We start from the raw sequence: 15,827 nt of genomic DNA, 5'->3' as shown, positions 1-15,827 counted from the left end.
CCGTAAGAGCATTATGGCTCTTTAGATGAGACCGTCACGCGGTCCGTCCGCCTCTCAGCGCCCCGTTCGATCCCTCTCAGCCGCACCGCCGCCGCCAACGCCGCGGCCAGCATCGCTCCCGCGAACGCCGCCACCGCCCACCACCCGCCGCCGCTCCAGAACCAGCCGCCCACCGAGCCCATGACGCTCGAGCCGAGATAGTAGGCGAGGAGGTAGAGCGAGGCGGCGTGGCCCTTGGCGGTTGCCGCCATGCGGCCGACCCAGCCGCTCGCCACCGCATGGGTCATGAAGAAGCCGATGGTCAGCACCACGATGCCGGCGATCACCCCGGCGAGGGCGTGCGCAAGCGTTAGCGCCACGCCCGCCGCAGCGACCAGCGTGCCCGCCATCAGCACCGGGCCGCGGCCGAGCCGGTCGGCCAGGGCGCCGGCGGCGGAGGAGGCGGCGATGCCGAAGAGATAGACGGTGAAGATCAGGCTGATCGCGGTCTCGCCGAGCCCGTAGGGCGGGGCCGTCAGGCGGAAGCCGGCATAGTTGTAGACCGTGACGAAGGCGCCCATGGCGAGGAAGCCGATCAGGAACAGCAGCGGCAGGCCGCCATGGGCGAGGTGACCGCCCCAGGCCCTGAGGTGGTACTTCGGGTCGAAGCCGGGGCGTGGCGCGAAGTTGCGCGAGGCGGGCAGCAGGGCGATGAAGCCGAGCGCCGCCGCGAGGCCGAGCCCGCCGAGCACGATCAGCGCCATGCGCCAGGAGGTCAGCTCGGTGAGCGCGCCGATGCCGACGCGGCCGATCATGCCGCCGAAGGCGTTGCCGGCGACATAGAGCCCCATGGCGAGGCCGAGGCTGCGGGGATGGATCTCCTCGGCGAGATAGGCCATGGCCACCGCCGGCACGCCGCCGAGCGCCAGCCCTTCCAGCGCCCGGGCGATGAGCAGGCCGTGCCAGCCCGGGGCGAGGCCGGCGGCGATGTTGCACAGGGCCGCGCCGCAGAGCGAGGCGAACATCAGGCCGCGCCGGCCCACCGCCTGCGACAGGGCGCCGGCGGCGAGGATCGCCAGCGCCAGCAGGCCGGTGCTCAGCGCCAGCGCCAGCGAGCTTTCCGCCGGCGAGACGCCGAAATCCTCGGTGAAGGCGGGCAGCAGCGGCTGCACGCAGTAGAGCAGCGAGAAGGTGGCGAAGCCCGCCAGGAACAGGGCGGCGCTGATGCGGCGATAGGCCGGCGTGCCGCGCTCGGTCCAGGCGGGCCGTGCCGGGGCCCCGTCCTCGCCGACGCTGCCGAGGAACTCGGCGGTCAGTCCATGGCCCTGGCGCGCATCCATCGCTCTCACCTCTCGCAGACGAGGCTTATTTGACGCCGCGGGGCCTGCCAGTCCAATATATGGCGCAGGCTTTTGTGATAGCTTTTGGCGATACCGGCATGGAGCTGCGTCACATCCGCTATTTCCTCGCCGTGGCGGAGGAGCAGAATTTTACCCGCGCCGCCGCCCGCGTCGGCATCGGCCAGCCGCCGCTCAGCCAGCAGATCCGCGACCTCGAGGCCGAGGTCGGCGCGCCGCTGTTCCACCGCGTGCCGCATGGGGCCGAGCTGACCGAAGCCGGCCGCGCCTTCCTGGAAGCCGCGCGCCCGCTGCCCCTGCAGGCCGAGCAGGCCCTCCTCGCGGCGCGGCGGGCGGGGCGCGGCGAGACCGGGGCGCTCCGGGTCGGCTTCACCGGCTCGGCCCCGTTCAACCCGGTGGTCACCGCGGCGATCCGCGCCTTTCGCCGCGCTTTTCCCGAGGTCGAGCTGACGCTGGAGGAGGCCAACACCACCCGCCTGGTCGCGGCGCTGCGCGAGGGCGCGGTCGACGCGGTGTTCCTGCGCTCGCGCGCGGTGGCGGGCGAGGATCTGCAGCTGCGCCACCTGCCGGAGGAGCCGATGCTGGCGGCGCTGCCGGCCGGCCATCCCGCGGCGGCACGAGGGGCCGTCGACTTGGCGCTGCTCCGGGAGGACGCGTTCATCCTGACGCCCCGCGCGGTCGGGCCGACCCTCTACGACACGGTGATCGCCGCCTGCCGCCGGGCCGGCTTCGAGCCGATCCTCGGCCAGGCGGCGCCGCAGATGAGCTCGGTGGTCAACCTGGTGGCGGCCGAGCTCGGCGTCTCGCTCGTCCCGGCCTCGATGCGCCAGCTCCAGGTCATCGGCGTCGCCTACCGCCCGATCGCGGGCGAGGCGCCGATGGCGCAGCTCTCGCTCGCCAGCCGGCGCGGCGAGCGCTCGGTGCTGGTCCGCAATTTTATCGCGTGGGCGGGGGCGTGAGGGATGGGGGCGATTGCGGCGGGACTGCTTTGCAATCCTTCCGCCACGGGTTCGTCATGGCCGGGCTTGCCCCCATATGCGCTAAGTTAAAAAAGCAGTGGGCCAGTTGGGCGCGACGTCGATCAATCCCCTCCCCCTTGTGGGGAGGGGGTAGGGGTGGGGGTCCATCAGGATATGTCGAGACCGATGTCTACGACCCCCACCCTTTATCCCTCCCCACAAGGGGGAGGGAAGGCACAAGCGTCGCGCAAATCTTCTAAAGGCGCGTCACGCACAACGCGATATTTGCCTTCCGGTAGGCCTTATCTTAGCGCCTATGGGGCTTGCCCCGGCCATCCACGCGACCACCGTCGATGCGGCGAAAGGCAGCGAGTCCGCGATGCGCCACAATGGAATGGCGTCGCGTTCGCGTGGATGGGCGGGTCAAGCCCGCCCATGACGGTCGAGGGTGGTGCCGACCTATCATTCCTTTCCGCCACCGTTCCGTCATGGCCGGGCTCGATCCGGCCATCCACGCGAACGCCATCGGTGGCATGGTCTCCGCGACAGGAAACTCCTTCAGGCGCCGTCGGTGTTCGCGTGGATGGGCGGGTCAAGCCCGCCCATGACGGTTGCGGGTGAGGCGGCTCTATCAGCTCCTTTCCGCAACCGTTCCACTATGGCCGAGCCTGGACGATCCCGATCGTCGCCGCTACCGCCCGATCGCCGCCAGAAAGCCCTCGAGCTCGGCATCGGCGATCGGCACCGCATGGCACGGCTCGGGATAGGCGCCGGTACGGACATCGGCGATGAACTCGCGGAACGCCCCGATCCGTTCCTGCTGCAGGCGCCGGTATTCGGCGGCGAAGTCGCGATAGGTCTTGGCGTGGCGCGGCTTGTGGCCCGGGGTGTAGCCGAGCACGTCCTCGGCGAAGAGATATTGCGCGTCGGCCCCCGCACCCGCGCCCATGCCGAGCATGATCAGCGGCGTGCTGCGGGCGATGACCTCGGCGACGCGGTCGGGCACCACTTCCAGCTCGGCGCCGAAGCAGCCGATGGCCTCCAGCCGCTTGACGTGGTCCCAGACCGCCTTGGCGCTGCCGGCGGTCTTGCCGACCGCCTTGAACCCACCCGTCCAGGTGCATTGCGACGGGATCAGGCCGACATGCGCCACCACCGGCACGGCATTGTCGCAGAGCGCCTTCTGGATCTCCAGCGAGGCCGCGCAATAGAAGCAGTCGCCGCCGAGGCGCATGAAGGCGAAGGCCGCCCTGAGATAGTCCTCCGCGGTGACGAGCGCGCCATGGGGCCCGTAGGGCAGGCCGACCTGCACGAAGCAGCGGCCCGCCGCTTCGCGCATCGCCGCATCGAAGAAGCGGCCCTCGATCGACAGCATGTCGATGCCGGCCGCGGCGGCCGCCGCCGCTTCGTCGGGCGTGGTGACGTAGAGCATCGAGAGCTTCTGCCCGGCCGCTTTCATCGCCCTGATGTCGGCCACGCTCGGGCGGCCGTCTCGCATCGTCATGTCTTTCTCCTCAGAGCGTGAAGGCGGCCCGGAAGGCTTCGAGCGCCGCCTCCGGCTCGCCCGAGGCGAAGGCCTCCAGGCAGACCGGGCCGCGATAGCCCATGGCATCGAGCGCGCGGGCGACGCCGGCATAGTTGATCTCGCCCGTGCCCGGCTCCTGGCGCCCGGGCACGTCGGCCACCTGGATCTCGCCGATGAAGGGCAGGCAGCGCCGGCACCATGCGATCAGGTTCCCCTCGCCGATCTGCACGTGATAGAGGTCGAGATTGAGCCGGAGGCCCGGGCGGTCGACCGCGGAGACCAGCGCCAGCGTGTCCTCGATCCGGGCGAAGGGCACGCCGGGATGGTCGACCGGCAGGTTCAGGTTCTCGATCATGAAGGTGACGCCGTGCTCGTCGGCGAGGTCGGCGATGCGATTCAGCGTGTCGCGGGCCTTGAGCCACATGGCGCCGGTGACGGTCTCGCAGGGCGTGACCGGCAGGCCGCCTTCGCCGAGCCCGGTGCCGTGCAGGTTGAGGCGCGCGACGTTCAGCCGCTTGCCGACCTCGATCGACTGCCGGGCGGTGGCGATGAGCTCGGCGGCGCCGGCCTCGTCGGCGAGGCGGCCCGAGATATAGCCGGTCATCGAGGAGAAGGCCGCCCCCGAGCGCTCCAGCATGCCGAGGTCGTGCGCGGTCCAGCTCCAGATGCCGCAGGCAAAGCCCATCTCGGTCAGGCGCCTGAGGCGCCAGTCCATCGGGCGGTCCTGCCAGAGCATCTCGGCGCAGGCGGCGAGGGCGAAGTCTTGTGACATGGGATCAGATCTCGATGAGGACGCGGCCGTTCTCGATCCGCGTCGGATAGGTCTTCAAGTTGATGCAGACGGGTGCGCGCAGGGCCCGGCCGGTGCGGTAGTCGAACTGGCCATTGTGCTTGGGGCATTCGATCACGTGGTCCATCACCAGTCCATCGGTGAGGTCGACCTGCTCGTGCGTGCAGACCCCGTCGGTGCAGAAGAATTCGTCGTCCGGGCTGCGGACGATCGCGTAGATCCGTCCGCCGTGGACGAAGCGGATCACGTCCTCCGTCTCGATGTCGTCGGTGGCGCAGGCGTCGATCCAGGTGCCCATTGTCACGCTTTCTCCGGGGTCTTTGAAAGGGCTGGACCGGGGGAGGAGGGCCCGGCCCAGCCAGGTCCCGGCGTTCGAGTGCCGGGACTGAACGATGCATGTCGGCGTCAGGCGTCGACGGAGGGTTGAGGATCGTCGTGAACGGCCATGGTGCTCTCGATCTCGGCCTCGAGCGCGGCCATGTGCTCGCCGCCGGCCATGAGGTCGGTGATCTCCTCGCGGCTCTTCTCGCCCCTGCGGAAGTCGGCGGCCTTGGCGCCCTTGATCAGCACGGCGAAATGATCGCCGACGGTCAGGGCGTGGACCACGTTGTGGGTGATGAGGATCACCGCGATGCCCTTGCGGCGCGCCTGCAGGATGATGCGCAGCACATGCGCCGCCTCCTTGACGCCGAGCGCGGCGGTCGGCTCGTCGAGGATCAGCACGCTGGCGCCGAAATGCACGGCCCGGGCGATGGCGAGCGCCTGCCGCTCGCCGCCGGAGAGGCCGCCGACCAGGCGATTGCCGTCGTCGATGCGGGTGATGCCGAGCTGGCGCGTCTCCCGCACCGCGATCTCGTTGGCGCGGCGGCGGTCGAAGATGGTGAACGGCCCCCAGCGCCGCGTCAGCTCGGCGCCGACGAAGAAGGAGCGCCCGATGCTCATCAGCGGGAAGGTGCCGCCGAACTGGTGCACCGTGGCGATGCCGTGCGCCGCCGCGTCGCGCGGGCTGTCGAAGGCGACGGGCCTGCCGTCCATCGCCACCGTGCCCGATGTCGGCTTGTGCACGCCGGACAGGATCTTGATCAGCGTCGACTTGCCGGCGCCGTTGTCGCCGAGCAGGCAGAGCACCTCGCCGCGATGAACCTCGAGGCAGATGTCGTGCAGCACGTCGATCGGGCCGAAGGACTTGGCGATGCCGGCGAGCTCGAGCAGCGGCTGGGTCATCGGCGGGGCCTCCCGTTCCGGCGCGGTCCGTAGGTCAGGGCCATGGCGCGGAACGTATTGTTCATCAGCACCGCGAGCAGCAGGAGGATGCCGATGATCAGGCTGGCCCAGTTGGCGTCGAAGCCGGTGTAGAAGATGCCCTGGTTGACGATCGAGAAGGTCAGCGTGCCGAGCACGATGCCGATCACCGAGCCGTAGCCGCCGGTGAGCATCACGCCGCCGATCACCACGGCGATGATCGAGTTGAAGATGAAGGACTGGCCGGCGGCGACCTGGGCGCTGTTGTAGAGGATCGCCTGGGAGAGCCCGACGAAGGCGGCGCTGAGGCCGCTGCCCATGAACAGCGCGATGGTGAGGCGCTCGGTCGGGATGCCGGCATTGCGGGCGCTGACGGGATCGCCGCCGACGGCGAGGATCCAGTTGCCGTAGCGCGTGAAGTTGAGGACGAAGCCGACCACCACGACGGCGCCCAGCCACCAGAACAGCGACACCTGGAACTTGCCGCCGACGAAGTCGCCGAGCAGCAGCTTGGCGAGGCGCGGGCTCTTCAAGGCGACGCTGGTGCTGCCGGTCAGGATCACCGAAAGGCCGAGGGTGAGGCCCGCCACGGCGAACAGCGTCGCCAGGGTGACGACGAAGGAGGGAAGCCTGGTGCGCACCACCAGGAGCCCGTTGAGGAAGCCGACGCCGAGGCCGAGGACCAGCGCCGCGGCGATGCCGACCGCGATCGGCGCCTGGTAGAAGCCCGAGACGATGGCGACGGTCATCGAGCTCGCCGGCAGCACCGAGCCGACGGAGAGGTCGAGCTGTCCGGCGATTATCAGGAGCCCGACCGGCAGGGCGATGATGCCGAGCTCGGAGGCGACGTTGAGCCAGCTCGCCGCCCCGCCGGAGGACAGGAAGGTCTGCCCGCCGAACACGGCGAAGAAGGCGAAGACGGCGACGAGGCCGATGAGCGAGCCGGTCTCGGGGCGCCGCAGCAGGGCGCCGAGTGCATATCCCGAGGCGCGTGGGGCCGGTGGAGCCGCCGCATCCTGGGAAGATCGGTGAAGGGTCGTGGAGGTCATGGCGGCATCCCCGGCAGGAGCGCTTGTGAAGCGGGATGGCTTTCGCCGTCTGCGGTCTGCAGCCGGCAGCGCGGAGAGCCCGGCCCGAGGACGATCCGCGGGCCGGACGGTCGGCGTGCCCTAGCGGGCGCCGGCCTTCGCCCCGGCGATGGTCGTCTCCACATTGTCCCTGTCGACGATGCCCGGGCCGGTCAGGACAGGCTTGGTCGGCAGGTCGAGGCCATAGGCGACGAAGCCGTTCAGCAGCGACACGGCGAGATAGCCCTGCAGGTAAGGCTGCTGGTCGACCGAGAACAGCTGCGACCCATCCTTGATGCGGTCGAGACCGGTCTCGTCCATGTCGAAGGAGGCGAGCTTGACCTTGTCGCCGACGCCAGCCTGGGCGATGGCGTTGGCGGCGCTGTTGGCGTCCCCGGCGCTGATGGTGACGGCGCCGTCGAGGCTCGGGTCCTTCAGGAGCGCGGCCTTGATCGCCTGGGCCACGGCCGTCGGGTTGCCGAAGCTGGAGGAGGGCAGGGGCAGCTGGCTCGACTTGCCGCCGCTCCGGGCGATGCCGTCGGCGATGCCCTTGCAGCGGGCCTCGGTGTTGGTCGCGCCCGGCAAGGTGTTGACGCACAGCACGTTCCTGGCGCCGTGGCTGCCGAAATAGGCGCCGCCGCCGAGGCCGGCCGTGTATTCGTCATTGCCGACATAGTTCAGGGCGCCGAGCCGCTTGGCCGCGTCCATGCCGCCGGAATTGTAGATGATCAGCGGCACCTTGGCGGCCACCACCTCCTTGAAGGCATCGTCCATGGCTTCCGGCACCCAGTCGGGGCCGACGATGGCATCGGGCTTCTGGCTGAGGGCGGTGCGGATCAGCTTGGCCGCGTCCGGCCCGAGATTGTCATAGGTCGCCGGGCCGAGCCAGGTCACCGAGCCGCCCATCGCCTTGGCGACCAGACCGGCGTCGTCGGCGCCCTTCTTGACCTTCGACCAGAACGGATCGTCGGCCTTGCCGCCGATGACGAAGATCTTCGGCCCGTCGGCCATGGCGGCGGTCGCGCCGAGCGCCACCGCGGCCGCCATCGCCAGCGACATCATGAGCTGCCTGGTTGGTGACATGTTGTCCTCCCTGTTGCCGTCAGCCGACGGTCTCAAAGGCCGTGACGTCTTCTTGCCGCTGCCGCGGCCGGCCTGCCGCTCGCAGCTCCCTCTCGCCGGCGTCCCCGTCAGGGGCCGTCGGTGGTCTCGTCGTTCACCGATGTCCGGCGCGTCGCCCGGGGCGCCTGCGTCCTTCAGGAGGGCGTGGGCGCCCGTGCGGCCTTGGCGTTCATGCGCGCCCGCTTCTTCTCGAAGCGCGCCTGCATCAGGGCGTCGCCGTCCTTGCTGCCGTCGTGCCAGGTGCCCAGCCACCGGTCGAGCGGGATCACCCCGTCGCCGCCGTAGTTCACCTCGAAGTACTTGTGGTGCAGGTAATGCGCATAGGCATGGCTATCGAGCGCGGAGTCTTCCGTGATCTCCAGCTTGTCGAAGCCGATATGCCCGTTCACCGCTCCGAAGCCGGCGATGTGCAGCTGGAACAGCGCCACGATCGGGTTGGAGGGGATGACGAGGTGCCACAGCACCACCGCGTGGTAGAGGAAGCCCTCGACCGGATGCATCGACAGCGAGGACCAGGGCGAGGGGTTCACCGAATTGTGGTGCACCGAATGGATCCACTTGTAGAGCAGCGGCGTGTGGATCAGGCGGTGGATCAGGAAGAAGTGCACCTCGTGGATGGCCGGCGCCAGCAGGACGAGGAGCGCGAGAGTGGCGGGGTGGTCGGCCCATGACAGCCACGGCACGAAGCCGTTGGCGAAGCACCACAGCATGAACACCTCGACCGCGGTCCACAGCGGGATCGAGAAGAAGAAGCTCCGCAAGAAATTGTCGATATTCTGGCTCTTGAACCAGAACACGTCGGACGGCTGCTCGGACGGGAACTTGCCGTTGTACTTGAACCGCGTGCCCTGGACGCGCCTGACATAGAAGAACAGCTCGATCGAGCCGTACATCACGAAGATCGCGGCGGCGTTGACGGCGTAGAGCCGGAGCGCCCAGCCCCAGCCCAGCGTCTTCATCGTCTCCACGTCCGGCACGACGAAATGCCAGTAGGCCAGCGCCGTGGCGAGATGGAAGGCGTTCCAGGGCCACAGGTACCCGGGAAACCAGCGCAGGATCTTGCCGAGCTGCGGCGGCCGGGACCAGAGCGGCGCGACCTCGATTCTGGCGCTCGGCGCCCAGTCGCCGCGCTTGTTGCGCGTGCCGAATTTCAGGTCGTCCATGTCCGTCCTCCGTCGGCGGGCAGGCCCGTGCCGGGGTGAAGGGGTACGCACTCCTGCGGCCGCCGCGCAGATCCGTCCGCTCCGGACAGCCGCGTGCGTCGCGTGCCGCGGACGGCCGCCTCGTGACCGGCTTCCTCGACCGGTCGGCTCGGTGCTGCGTTTCCCCCCGACCGGCGCCCCCGCCGTATATCGCGGGCGCCTGCTGTCGATGCCGGGATGATGACGATCGAAGCTGGATTGAAGCAAGTCTAAATGGTACGAAATGATAATTTTATCTCAAGCGTATCATCCGGCGCCAGGGATGATTCAAAACGTATCAGAAAGCACAGCATGGGGCGTCCGACGATTCGCGATCTCGCTATGGCCGCAGACGTCTCCGTGGCCACCGTCAACCGCGTGCTCGCCGGCAGCGGCCATGTGCGGCCGCCGACGATGCAGCGCGTCATGGCCGCGGCGGAGGCGATCGGCTTCTACGGCATCGGCGCGATCCACAGCCGTGTCGCGGCGGCGCGTGCCAAATACCGCTTCGGCTTCCTGCTGCACCAGCCCTCGCGCGCCTTCTACCAGAACCTTGCCGCGGCGCTGCGCGCGGCAGCGGGGCGCATGCAGGATTGCGAGATCGATGCGCGCATCGAGTTCCTCGACGACCTGTCGCCGGAGACGACGGCCGCGCACATGGTCGCGCTCGGCCGGGACTGCGACGCCCTCGGCGTCGTGGCTGCCGTCCATCCGCTGGTGACGCAGGCGATCGAAGCGCTGCAGGAGCAGGGCAAGCCGGTCTTCTCGCTGGTCTCGCAGCTTTCGGCCACCGGGGAGGTCCACTATGTCGGCCTCGACGCCTGGAAGGTCGGCCGCACCGCCGCCTGGGCCGTCCATCACCTCTGCAAGGGCCCGGGCAAGCTCGGCATCCTGGTCGGCAACCACCGCTACCGCTGCCAGGAGATGAACGAGAGCGGCTTCCGCTCCTATTTCCGCGAGCACGCTCCGGACTTCACCCTGCTCGAGCCGCTCTCCACTTTCGAGACGCGGGCCGTCGCCCAGGAGATGACGGAAAGGCTCTTGCGCGAGCATTCCGACCTCGCCGCCCTCTATGTCGCCGGCGGCGGCATCTCCGGCGCCCTCGCCGGCCTGCGCGCCAGCGGCCGGGCGGGCGGCCTCGTCGTGGTCGGCTACGAGCTCATGGACATCACCCGCGCCGCCCTGCTCGACCGGACGCTCACCTTCGTCATTTCCCATCCGCTCGAACGGCTGGCCGATGCGGCGATGGCCGGCATGGTCCGCGCCGCCGAGGCCGGGCCGGGCGGGGGCAGCTACACCAGCGTCCTGCCCTTCGAGATCTACACGGCGGAGAATATTTAGGGGGCAGAATCGAAGGCTTGGTACCCATCGACGTCTGATAGCGGCCCTCTGGTTACTCGTCACACCGCCAAAGCCGCGCGCAAACCTCACTTACGCGCAACGGCGGCTCAAGCTATCCTGGCCAACCTGGGATGGAGATCTTGCAGCATGGCGAAGCTCTTTTTCGGAATGAACCAGTCCCTGGACGGTTACGTCGACCATATGGGATTTGCGCCGGGTCCCTTGCTCTTTCGCCACTTCATAGAGCTGGTGCGCGGGCTGACCGGCAGTGTCTACGGTCGCGGCTTGTACGAGGTCATGCGCTATTGGGACGAAGACCATCCTGAATGGGATGCGGCGCAACGCGACTTCGCGGCGGCGTGGCGAAGCCAGCCGAAATGGGTCGTGTCGCGCTCGTTGAAGTCGGTCGGCCCCAACGCCACCCTCGTCGGGAATGACGTCGAGGCGGTGATACGCGGGCTGAAGGCGCGGCTTGTCGGGGAGATTCAGGTCGGCGGACCAGGCCTCGCACGAAGCCTGACCGACCTTGGCCTTGTCGACGAGTATCGGCTCTACGTCCGTCCCGTCGTGCTTGGCAGCGGCAAGCCATTCTTCGCCGCTCCCCCGCCGCCGCTTCGCCTCGTGGCCCATGACCTGATCGGCGAGGACGCGATCAGGTTGACGTACGTTCCTGCGTGATCACCTGACCTGCCCCAAGGACCGTGCCGACGCGCCTGGTCCGTGGCGGGGTGATCCTTCCCTCCGCCCCGGGGCAGGGATCGGATGTCGGATTTCGACCACTCGGCGGCGGCCGGCCGCCTCAGGCCGTCCAGCGCGCGAGGCGGCGTCCGAGCGCCGCATAGACGAGGTGGATGACGATGCCGATGACGGCGAGCATGCCCGCCAGGAGTGCAGCGCCCTTCAGATCGACCAGACCTCTGCGTGAAATTCATTATTGTTTATAATATAAGCATACAAAAAGATTGCCACAATTCGCGACGGCCCGGCCGGGCATGCGGCGTGGCGCGCCGGCCGCCGCCGCGATCACCCCTGCAGCTGGAAGCGCTCGAAGCGGTGCAGCGCCTCCTCGATCGGCGCCTTGTGGGCGGCCTCGCAGCCGCGGCCGATCCAGGTCCATTGCTGCACGACGAGGGCCTGCTTCTCCCGGTCGGCCTTGAGGTCGACGGCGGCGACGATCTTGTCGCCGGCCAGCACCGGCAGCGCGAAATAGCCGAAGAGGCGCTTGTCCTTCGGCACATAGGCCTCGAAACGGTGGTCGTAGCCGAAGAACAGCTTCAGGCGCTTGCGCTGGATGATCAGCGGGTCGAAGGGCGAGAGGATATGCACCGTCTCCTCGCCGGGTGCCGGGCCGGGCTCGAGCGTGCGCGGCTCGGCCCAGTGCTCCACCGGGCCGGCCCCCTCGATGGCGACGGGCAGGAGCTGGCGGCGGCGCATGCGCGCCTCGATCAGCTGGCGGATCTCGGGCTTGCGCCCGGCATCGAGATGGCAGATCGAATCCAGGCTCACCACGCCCTGGGCGCGCAGGGCCCGGTCGAGCATGTAGTCGAGGATCTGCCGGTCGGTGGCGGGCGAGGGCGGCTTGTCCCAGCCGAAATGCCGCTCGATCAGCTCATAGGTCTTCACCATGCCGGACCGCTGGCTGATCGTCAGCGTGCCGTTGTAGAAGGCGAGCTGCAGCGCCCGCTTCGACGGCTTGCGGCTGGCCCAGGCATGGTCCTTCTCCACCAGCACGTCGTCGTCGATGTCGCGGATCGACAGCGCGCCGTCCCGCTGGATCAGGGTCAGGACCTTGCGCAGGTCCTCCTTCTTCACCGCGCTGAACCAGGTGTTCGGCGACTGGCGATGGCGCTTCATCTCGGCCAGGAAGAAGCGGATGTCGCGGGTCGGCACGTAGGAGAGCGCATGCGTCCAATATTCGAACACGCTCTTGTCGACGCTCTGCGCCCGCTGCAGGTGCTCGCGCCGATAGTCGGGGATGCGCGACCACAGGATGTGGTGGTGGCAGCGCTCGATCACGTTGATCGTGTCGATCTGCACGTAGCCCAGATGCTCGACGGCGGCGCGCGTCGCCTCCGGTCCTTCACCGAACGGGGCGGCCTGGTCGAGCCGCTGGGCGCGCAGCCAGATATGGCGGGCCTCGGCGTTGCTGAGCGTCACGGGCTTGCGGGGGGACTGGGGCATTGGCGGCATGAGGGAAGGGGACTGTCAGCAGGCTGGAAGGCTCTCGTGGGGAGGTGACGCGGCCGGTCCGGGATCCTCGTCGGGCGGTCCGGCGGCGGCCGCCGCCAGCTGCGGCCAGCGCCGGAGGGCCGCCTCGCCGGCGGCGGTCAGGCCGTAGAGGCCGGGGGCGAGGCGCTCGAACCAGCCATAGACGTTGCCGCGCAGGATCTTCGCCGCGTCCGGCGCCGCGGGTCTCAGGTCGCGCGGACGCCTGGCCCCGTCCGCCAGCAGCGCCGCGCAGGTCAGCGCCTGCTGGCGGTAGGCCGTCATGATCGGCGCGCGCGAGCTGCCGCCGGCCGCCGGGTCGCCTCGGCGCCGGCGGTGCTCGTCGACCAGGCGGGAGCGGCGGCGCGGGTCGCGCCGCGGTGTCGGCGCTGCCGGGCTGACCAGGATCGACACCGCCCCGTCGGGCGCGACGCCGAGCATGCCGAAGCCCAGGCGCCTGCACAGGTTGCGGAAGCGGGTGTCGTTCTCGCGGCCCTGGCCGCGTGCCGAAATCCGCGCCGCCAGCCAGACCTCGTCGCAGGCCGCCGCCCGGTCGACGCCCTGCAGCACCAGCTCGAGATTGAAGGCGAGCTTCAATTCGCCGACGACCACGAAGGGCGGATCGCCCTCGCGCAGGGCCACGAGATCGCAGCCGCCGACCTCGCCCTTGACTGCGAAGCCCAGGGTCTCGAGGAAGCGTTTGATCGGCAGGTACAGGGCGGTTTCCAGGGCGAGCACTCCGCGATGGCAGGGGCCGAATCGTCTCTCCGGCGCGAGGCTCACTCCTCCGCTCGGTCGAACGATCGTTCGGTTAACGAAAACGATCGAATTCTCCCCGTTGCGTTCAACTCGTGGTCGTCATGGCGGTGCGTCGTCGGCGGCCCGGGTCCCCGCTTCGCTTCCCTCCATGCACGCAGACGCGACTTGAGACCGAGGCGACGAGCCACCCCTGCCGAGGCGACGAGCCACCCCTGCCGAGGCGACGCCCCCGGCGAGCCGTCGACACTATGCCGACAAGACCATCATGGCCGCATGACGATCGCAGGTTGAGACAACGTATTAACGATACGATTTTTTCCACAGGAAGGACAGTCCCGACACGGTGGCGGGAATGACGAATGTGGGCGGTAGCCGGCTCCGGCAGCGCCGGTGGCCCCGGCGATGTCCGCAATCAGCGCCGGCGGGCCGCCGGGCCGCTCGCGCGGGACGGGGGCGCCGTCCCGATCCAGATCACGTGCCGGGCCCCGCCACGGGCGCCGTTGGCGCGCGTGCGCACCGCCTCGACCGCGAAGCCGGCCGTGGCCAGGCGCCGGGTGAAGGCCGGATCCGGCCCGGAGGACCACACGGCGAGCACCCCGCCCGGCCTGAGCGCCGCCCGGGCGGCGCCAAGCCCGGTGAGGTCGTAGAGCGCATCGTTGCCCTGGTGCGTCAGCCCCTGCGGCCCGTTGTCGACGTCGAGCAGGATCGCGTCATAGGCGGCGTGGCCGGCGCGGATCAGGGCGCCGACATCGCCGACCGCGATGCCGACCCGCGGATCCTCCAGGCAGCCGGCGAACAGCTCCGCCAGCGGCCCGCGCCCCCAGTCGACGACCGCCGGGATCAGCTCGGCGACCACCACCTCGGCCTGCGGCCCGAGGCCGGCCAGGGCGGCGCGCAGGGTGAAGCCCATGCCGAGCCCGCCGATCAGCAGGCGCGGGCGCGCTCGCCCGCGAAGTGCGGCGCAGGCGAGCGCGGCAAGCGCCTGCTCCGAGCCGCTGAGCCGGCTGTTCATCAGCTCGGTCGCGCCGAGCATGATCGAGAACTCGGTGCCGCGCTGCATCAGGCGCAGCCGGCCGCCGTCGGGCGTCTCGGCGCGGTCGAGCTCGGACCAGGGAATCATGGGCGCTCCCGTGGGGTCAGGGCCGGCGCGGCATGGTCGCCGGCGCGGGCGACGAGGTCGCGCAGGTCGAGCGCCAGCTGCTCGAAGGAAAAGCGCAGCGCATAGAGCGCGCCGACATCCTCGCTGGCGAGGTCGCGGGTGCGGCCGCCCGCCCTGAGCGCGTCCATCTCGGCGACATAGGCCTTGAGGCTCGCCTCGAACGCCTCCGTGCCCGGGGGCTCGTCGGCACGGCGCAGGGCCTCGGCCGTGCCCTGCAGCAGCGCGACCGAGGCGTCGCGCAGGGCGGTGAGGCGGGGCGTCAGCGCCGTCGCCACCTCCCCGGGCAGCGGCCGGGAGGCGGCGCGGCCGATCATCACCAGGTCGTGCCGCAGCCGGTAGAGCGTGCGCAGCAGCGGCTCGGGATCGGCCCGGCCGGTGAAATGGCCGCGGCGCTCGCGCGCCGCCTCGTCGGCCACGGTCTCGACCTGCTTCAGCGCCGCGCGGATGCGGGCGTGAATCGCCGTCAGCCCGGGCCGGCCCTCGCCGGCGACCAGGCCTTCCACCAGCGCCGTCATCAGCTCGGCGTTGAGCTCCACCACCTTGGCGGCCGAGGCGAGCAGCAGGGCATGGGCGCGCGAGGGCAGCACCAGGAGGGCGACGGCGATGCCGGTGCCGATGCCGAGCATGATCTCCACCACCCGCTCGAGGGCATAGATCAGCGGGCTGCCGGTCACCTGCCCGGTCGGCAGCAGCACGATCAGCGCGGTGATCGGCGCGATGCGGAAGCTCGGGCGCACCGCGGCGAGGAAGGCGGTGGGCGCCAGGGCGACGACCATGGCGATCTCGCGGTCGGGCGGCGGCCCGTGCACCGGCAGCAGCGCCGCGACAGCGGCGCCCCACATCGCCCCCGCGAGCGTGCCGGCGGCCCGGTCTCCCGCCGCCTTGAGGGAGGCCCCGAGGCTCGCCTGGGTGACGATGACGGCGGTGATCGCCGCCCAGCTGCTCTGCGGCAGGCCGACCAGGTTGGCGATCACCAGGGCCAGCACCGCCGCCAGCGTCACGCGCAGCGCCAGCCGGACCTCGGCCTTGCGCGGTTGCAGCTGCATGAGGAGCCAGGGGACGCCGAGCATGGCCGAGCTTTACACCGCGGCAGGTGCCGAGGACCAGAGGGCGCGGCGTGCCCGATGTGGACGCGGTGCC

Annotated in this window: 15 protein-coding genes; 3 read left to right on the top strand and 12 right to left on the bottom strand. The window is 70.0% G+C overall.

The genetic code is table 11. The features are described from left to right. Positions 1-11 precede the first annotated feature (11 nt). Positions 12-1,328 carry an MFS transporter gene (locus QO011_RS31840; protein WP_370882038.1) on the bottom strand — a complete coding sequence of 439 codons (1,317 nt, stop codon included), beginning with the start codon at positions 1,326-1,328 and terminating at the stop codon, positions 12-14. Positions 1,329-1,417: 89 nt separating this feature from the next. Between QO011_RS31840 and QO011_RS31835 the strand changes: the two genes are divergently transcribed. Then, the gene (locus tag QO011_RS31835) at positions 1,418-2,296 is read left to right on the top strand and encodes a LysR family transcriptional regulator (RefSeq protein WP_307281524.1); all 879 of its coding nucleotides are present in this window, start codon (positions 1,418-1,420) and stop codon (positions 2,294-2,296) included. A 691-nt stretch (positions 2,297-2,987) separates the two neighbouring features. On the opposite strand, the gene QO011_RS31830 is transcribed toward QO011_RS31835, so the two are convergent. The 7 genes from QO011_RS31830 to QO011_RS31800 all read right to left on the bottom strand — a co-directional run bounded on the left by QO011_RS31830 (position 2,988) and on the right by QO011_RS31800 (position 9,205). Then, positions 2,988-3,794, bottom strand: a complete 807-nt coding sequence (locus QO011_RS31830) for a 3-methyl-2-oxobutanoate hydroxymethyltransferase (protein ID WP_370882040.1) — start codon at positions 3,792-3,794, stop codon at positions 2,988-2,990. Positions 3,795-3,810: 16 nt separating this feature from the next. Further along, positions 3,811-4,593: a TIM barrel protein gene (locus tag QO011_RS31825; protein WP_307281518.1), complete on the bottom strand. Its 783-nt coding sequence runs from the start codon at positions 4,591-4,593 to the stop codon at positions 3,811-3,813. Between the two features lie 4 nt (positions 4,594-4,597). Next, a complete protein-coding gene (locus tag QO011_RS31820; RefSeq protein WP_307281910.1) occupies positions 4,598-4,909 on the bottom strand; it encodes a MocE family 2Fe-2S type ferredoxin in 312 nt (103 codons plus the stop codon). A gap of 107 nt (positions 4,910-5,016) precedes the next feature. Then, the gene (locus tag QO011_RS31815) at positions 5,017-5,835 is read right to left on the bottom strand and encodes an ATP-binding cassette domain-containing protein (protein WP_307281515.1); all 819 of its coding nucleotides are present in this window, start codon (positions 5,833-5,835) and stop codon (positions 5,017-5,019) included. Beyond that, the gene (locus QO011_RS31810) at positions 5,832-6,902 is read right to left on the bottom strand and encodes an ABC transporter permease (protein WP_307281513.1); all 1,071 of its coding nucleotides are present in this window, start codon (positions 6,900-6,902) and stop codon (positions 5,832-5,834) included. The genes QO011_RS31815 and QO011_RS31810 overlap by 4 nt, the downstream gene beginning before the upstream one ends. A 120-nt stretch (positions 6,903-7,022) precedes the next feature. After that, positions 7,023-8,003: a sugar ABC transporter substrate-binding protein gene (locus QO011_RS31805; RefSeq protein WP_307281509.1), complete on the bottom strand. Its 981-nt coding sequence runs from the start codon at positions 8,001-8,003 to the stop codon at positions 7,023-7,025. A gap of 173 nt (positions 8,004-8,176) precedes the next feature. Then, positions 8,177-9,205 (bottom strand): sterol desaturase family protein, encoded by a 1,029-nt coding sequence (locus QO011_RS31800; RefSeq protein WP_307281506.1) that lies wholly within the window; start codon positions 9,203-9,205, stop codon positions 8,177-8,179. Between the two features lie 330 nt (positions 9,206-9,535). Between QO011_RS31800 and QO011_RS31795 the strand changes: the two genes are divergently transcribed. Both QO011_RS31795 and QO011_RS31790 read left to right on the top strand, forming a co-directional pair. Then, a complete protein-coding gene (locus QO011_RS31795) occupies positions 9,536-10,564 on the top strand; it encodes a LacI family DNA-binding transcriptional regulator (RefSeq protein WP_307281503.1) in 1,029 nt (342 codons plus the stop codon). Between the two features lie 147 nt (positions 10,565-10,711). Then, complete coding sequence (locus QO011_RS31790) at positions 10,712-11,242, top strand: dihydrofolate reductase family protein (protein ID WP_307281501.1); 531 nt, start codon at positions 10,712-10,714, stop codon at positions 11,240-11,242. A gap of 345 nt (positions 11,243-11,587) precedes the next feature. On the opposite strand, the gene QO011_RS31785 is transcribed toward QO011_RS31790, so the two are convergent. From QO011_RS31785 to QO011_RS31770, 4 genes are all read right to left on the bottom strand, one after another. Next, positions 11,588-12,745: a winged helix-turn-helix domain-containing protein gene (locus QO011_RS31785; RefSeq protein ID WP_307281499.1), complete on the bottom strand. Its 1,158-nt coding sequence runs from the start codon at positions 12,743-12,745 to the stop codon at positions 11,588-11,590. A gap of 24 nt (positions 12,746-12,769) precedes the next feature. After that, positions 12,770-13,498, bottom strand: coding sequence for a DUF2161 domain-containing phosphodiesterase (locus QO011_RS31780; RefSeq protein ID WP_307281907.1), 729 nt, complete (start codon positions 13,496-13,498; stop codon positions 12,770-12,772). A gap of 442 nt (positions 13,499-13,940) precedes the next feature. Next, positions 13,941-14,648, bottom strand: coding sequence for a polyamine aminopropyltransferase (locus tag QO011_RS31775; protein ID WP_307281496.1), 708 nt, complete (start codon positions 14,646-14,648; stop codon positions 13,941-13,943). Then, positions 14,645-15,757 (bottom strand): FUSC family protein, encoded by a 1,113-nt coding sequence (locus tag QO011_RS31770; RefSeq protein ID WP_307281494.1) that lies wholly within the window; start codon positions 15,755-15,757, stop codon positions 14,645-14,647. Before QO011_RS31770 ends, QO011_RS31775 begins: the two co-directional genes overlap by 4 nt. Positions 15,758-15,827: the final 70 nt, after the last annotated feature.

This window comes from Labrys wisconsinensis (genome assembly GCF_030814995.1).
Classification (GTDB): Bacteria; Pseudomonadota; Alphaproteobacteria; order Rhizobiales; family Labraceae; genus Labrys; species Labrys wisconsinensis.
Note: the sequence above shows the minus strand (reverse complement) of the source record. Positions and strands in the feature narration are given on the sequence as shown.

Excerpts from the sequence above, each read along its gene's own strand:
- QO011_RS31825 (WP_307281518.1), bottom strand. The coding sequence starts at position 4,593 with ATGTCACAAGACTTCGCCCTCGCCGCCTGCGCCGAGATGCTCTGGCAG.
- QO011_RS31775 (WP_307281496.1), bottom strand. The coding sequence starts at position 14,648 with ATGATTCCCTGGTCCGAGCTCGACCGCGCCGAGACGCCCGACGGCGGC.
- QO011_RS31785 (WP_307281499.1), bottom strand. The coding sequence starts at position 12,745 with ATGCCCCAGTCCCCCCGCAAGCCCGTGACGCTCAGCAACGCCGAGGCC.
- QO011_RS31815 (WP_307281515.1), bottom strand. The coding sequence starts at position 5,835 with ATGACCCAGCCGCTGCTCGAGCTCGCCGGCATCGCCAAGTCCTTCGGC.
- QO011_RS31795 (WP_307281503.1), top strand. The coding sequence starts at position 9,536 with ATGGGGCGTCCGACGATTCGCGATCTCGCTATGGCCGCAGACGTCTCC.
- QO011_RS31805 (WP_307281509.1), bottom strand. The coding sequence starts at position 8,003 with ATGTCACCAACCAGGCAGCTCATGATGTCGCTGGCGATGGCGGCCGCG.
- QO011_RS31790 (WP_307281501.1), top strand. The coding sequence starts at position 10,712 with ATGGCGAAGCTCTTTTTCGGAATGAACCAGTCCCTGGACGGTTACGTC.
- QO011_RS31835 (WP_307281524.1), top strand. The coding sequence starts at position 1,418 with ATGGAGCTGCGTCACATCCGCTATTTCCTCGCCGTGGCGGAGGAGCAG.
- QO011_RS31800 (WP_307281506.1), bottom strand. The coding sequence starts at position 9,205 with ATGGACGACCTGAAATTCGGCACGCGCAACAAGCGCGGCGACTGGGCG.
- QO011_RS31830 (WP_370882040.1), bottom strand. The coding sequence starts at position 3,794 with ATGCGAGACGGCCGCCCGAGCGTGGCCGACATCAGGGCGATGAAAGCG.
- QO011_RS31770 (WP_307281494.1), bottom strand. The coding sequence starts at position 15,757 with ATGCTCGGCGTCCCCTGGCTCCTCATGCAGCTGCAACCGCGCAAGGCC.
- QO011_RS31810 (WP_307281513.1), bottom strand. The coding sequence starts at position 6,902 with ATGACCTCCACGACCCTTCACCGATCTTCCCAGGATGCGGCGGCTCCA.
- QO011_RS31820 (WP_307281910.1), bottom strand. The coding sequence starts at position 4,909 with ATGGGCACCTGGATCGACGCCTGCGCCACCGACGACATCGAGACGGAG.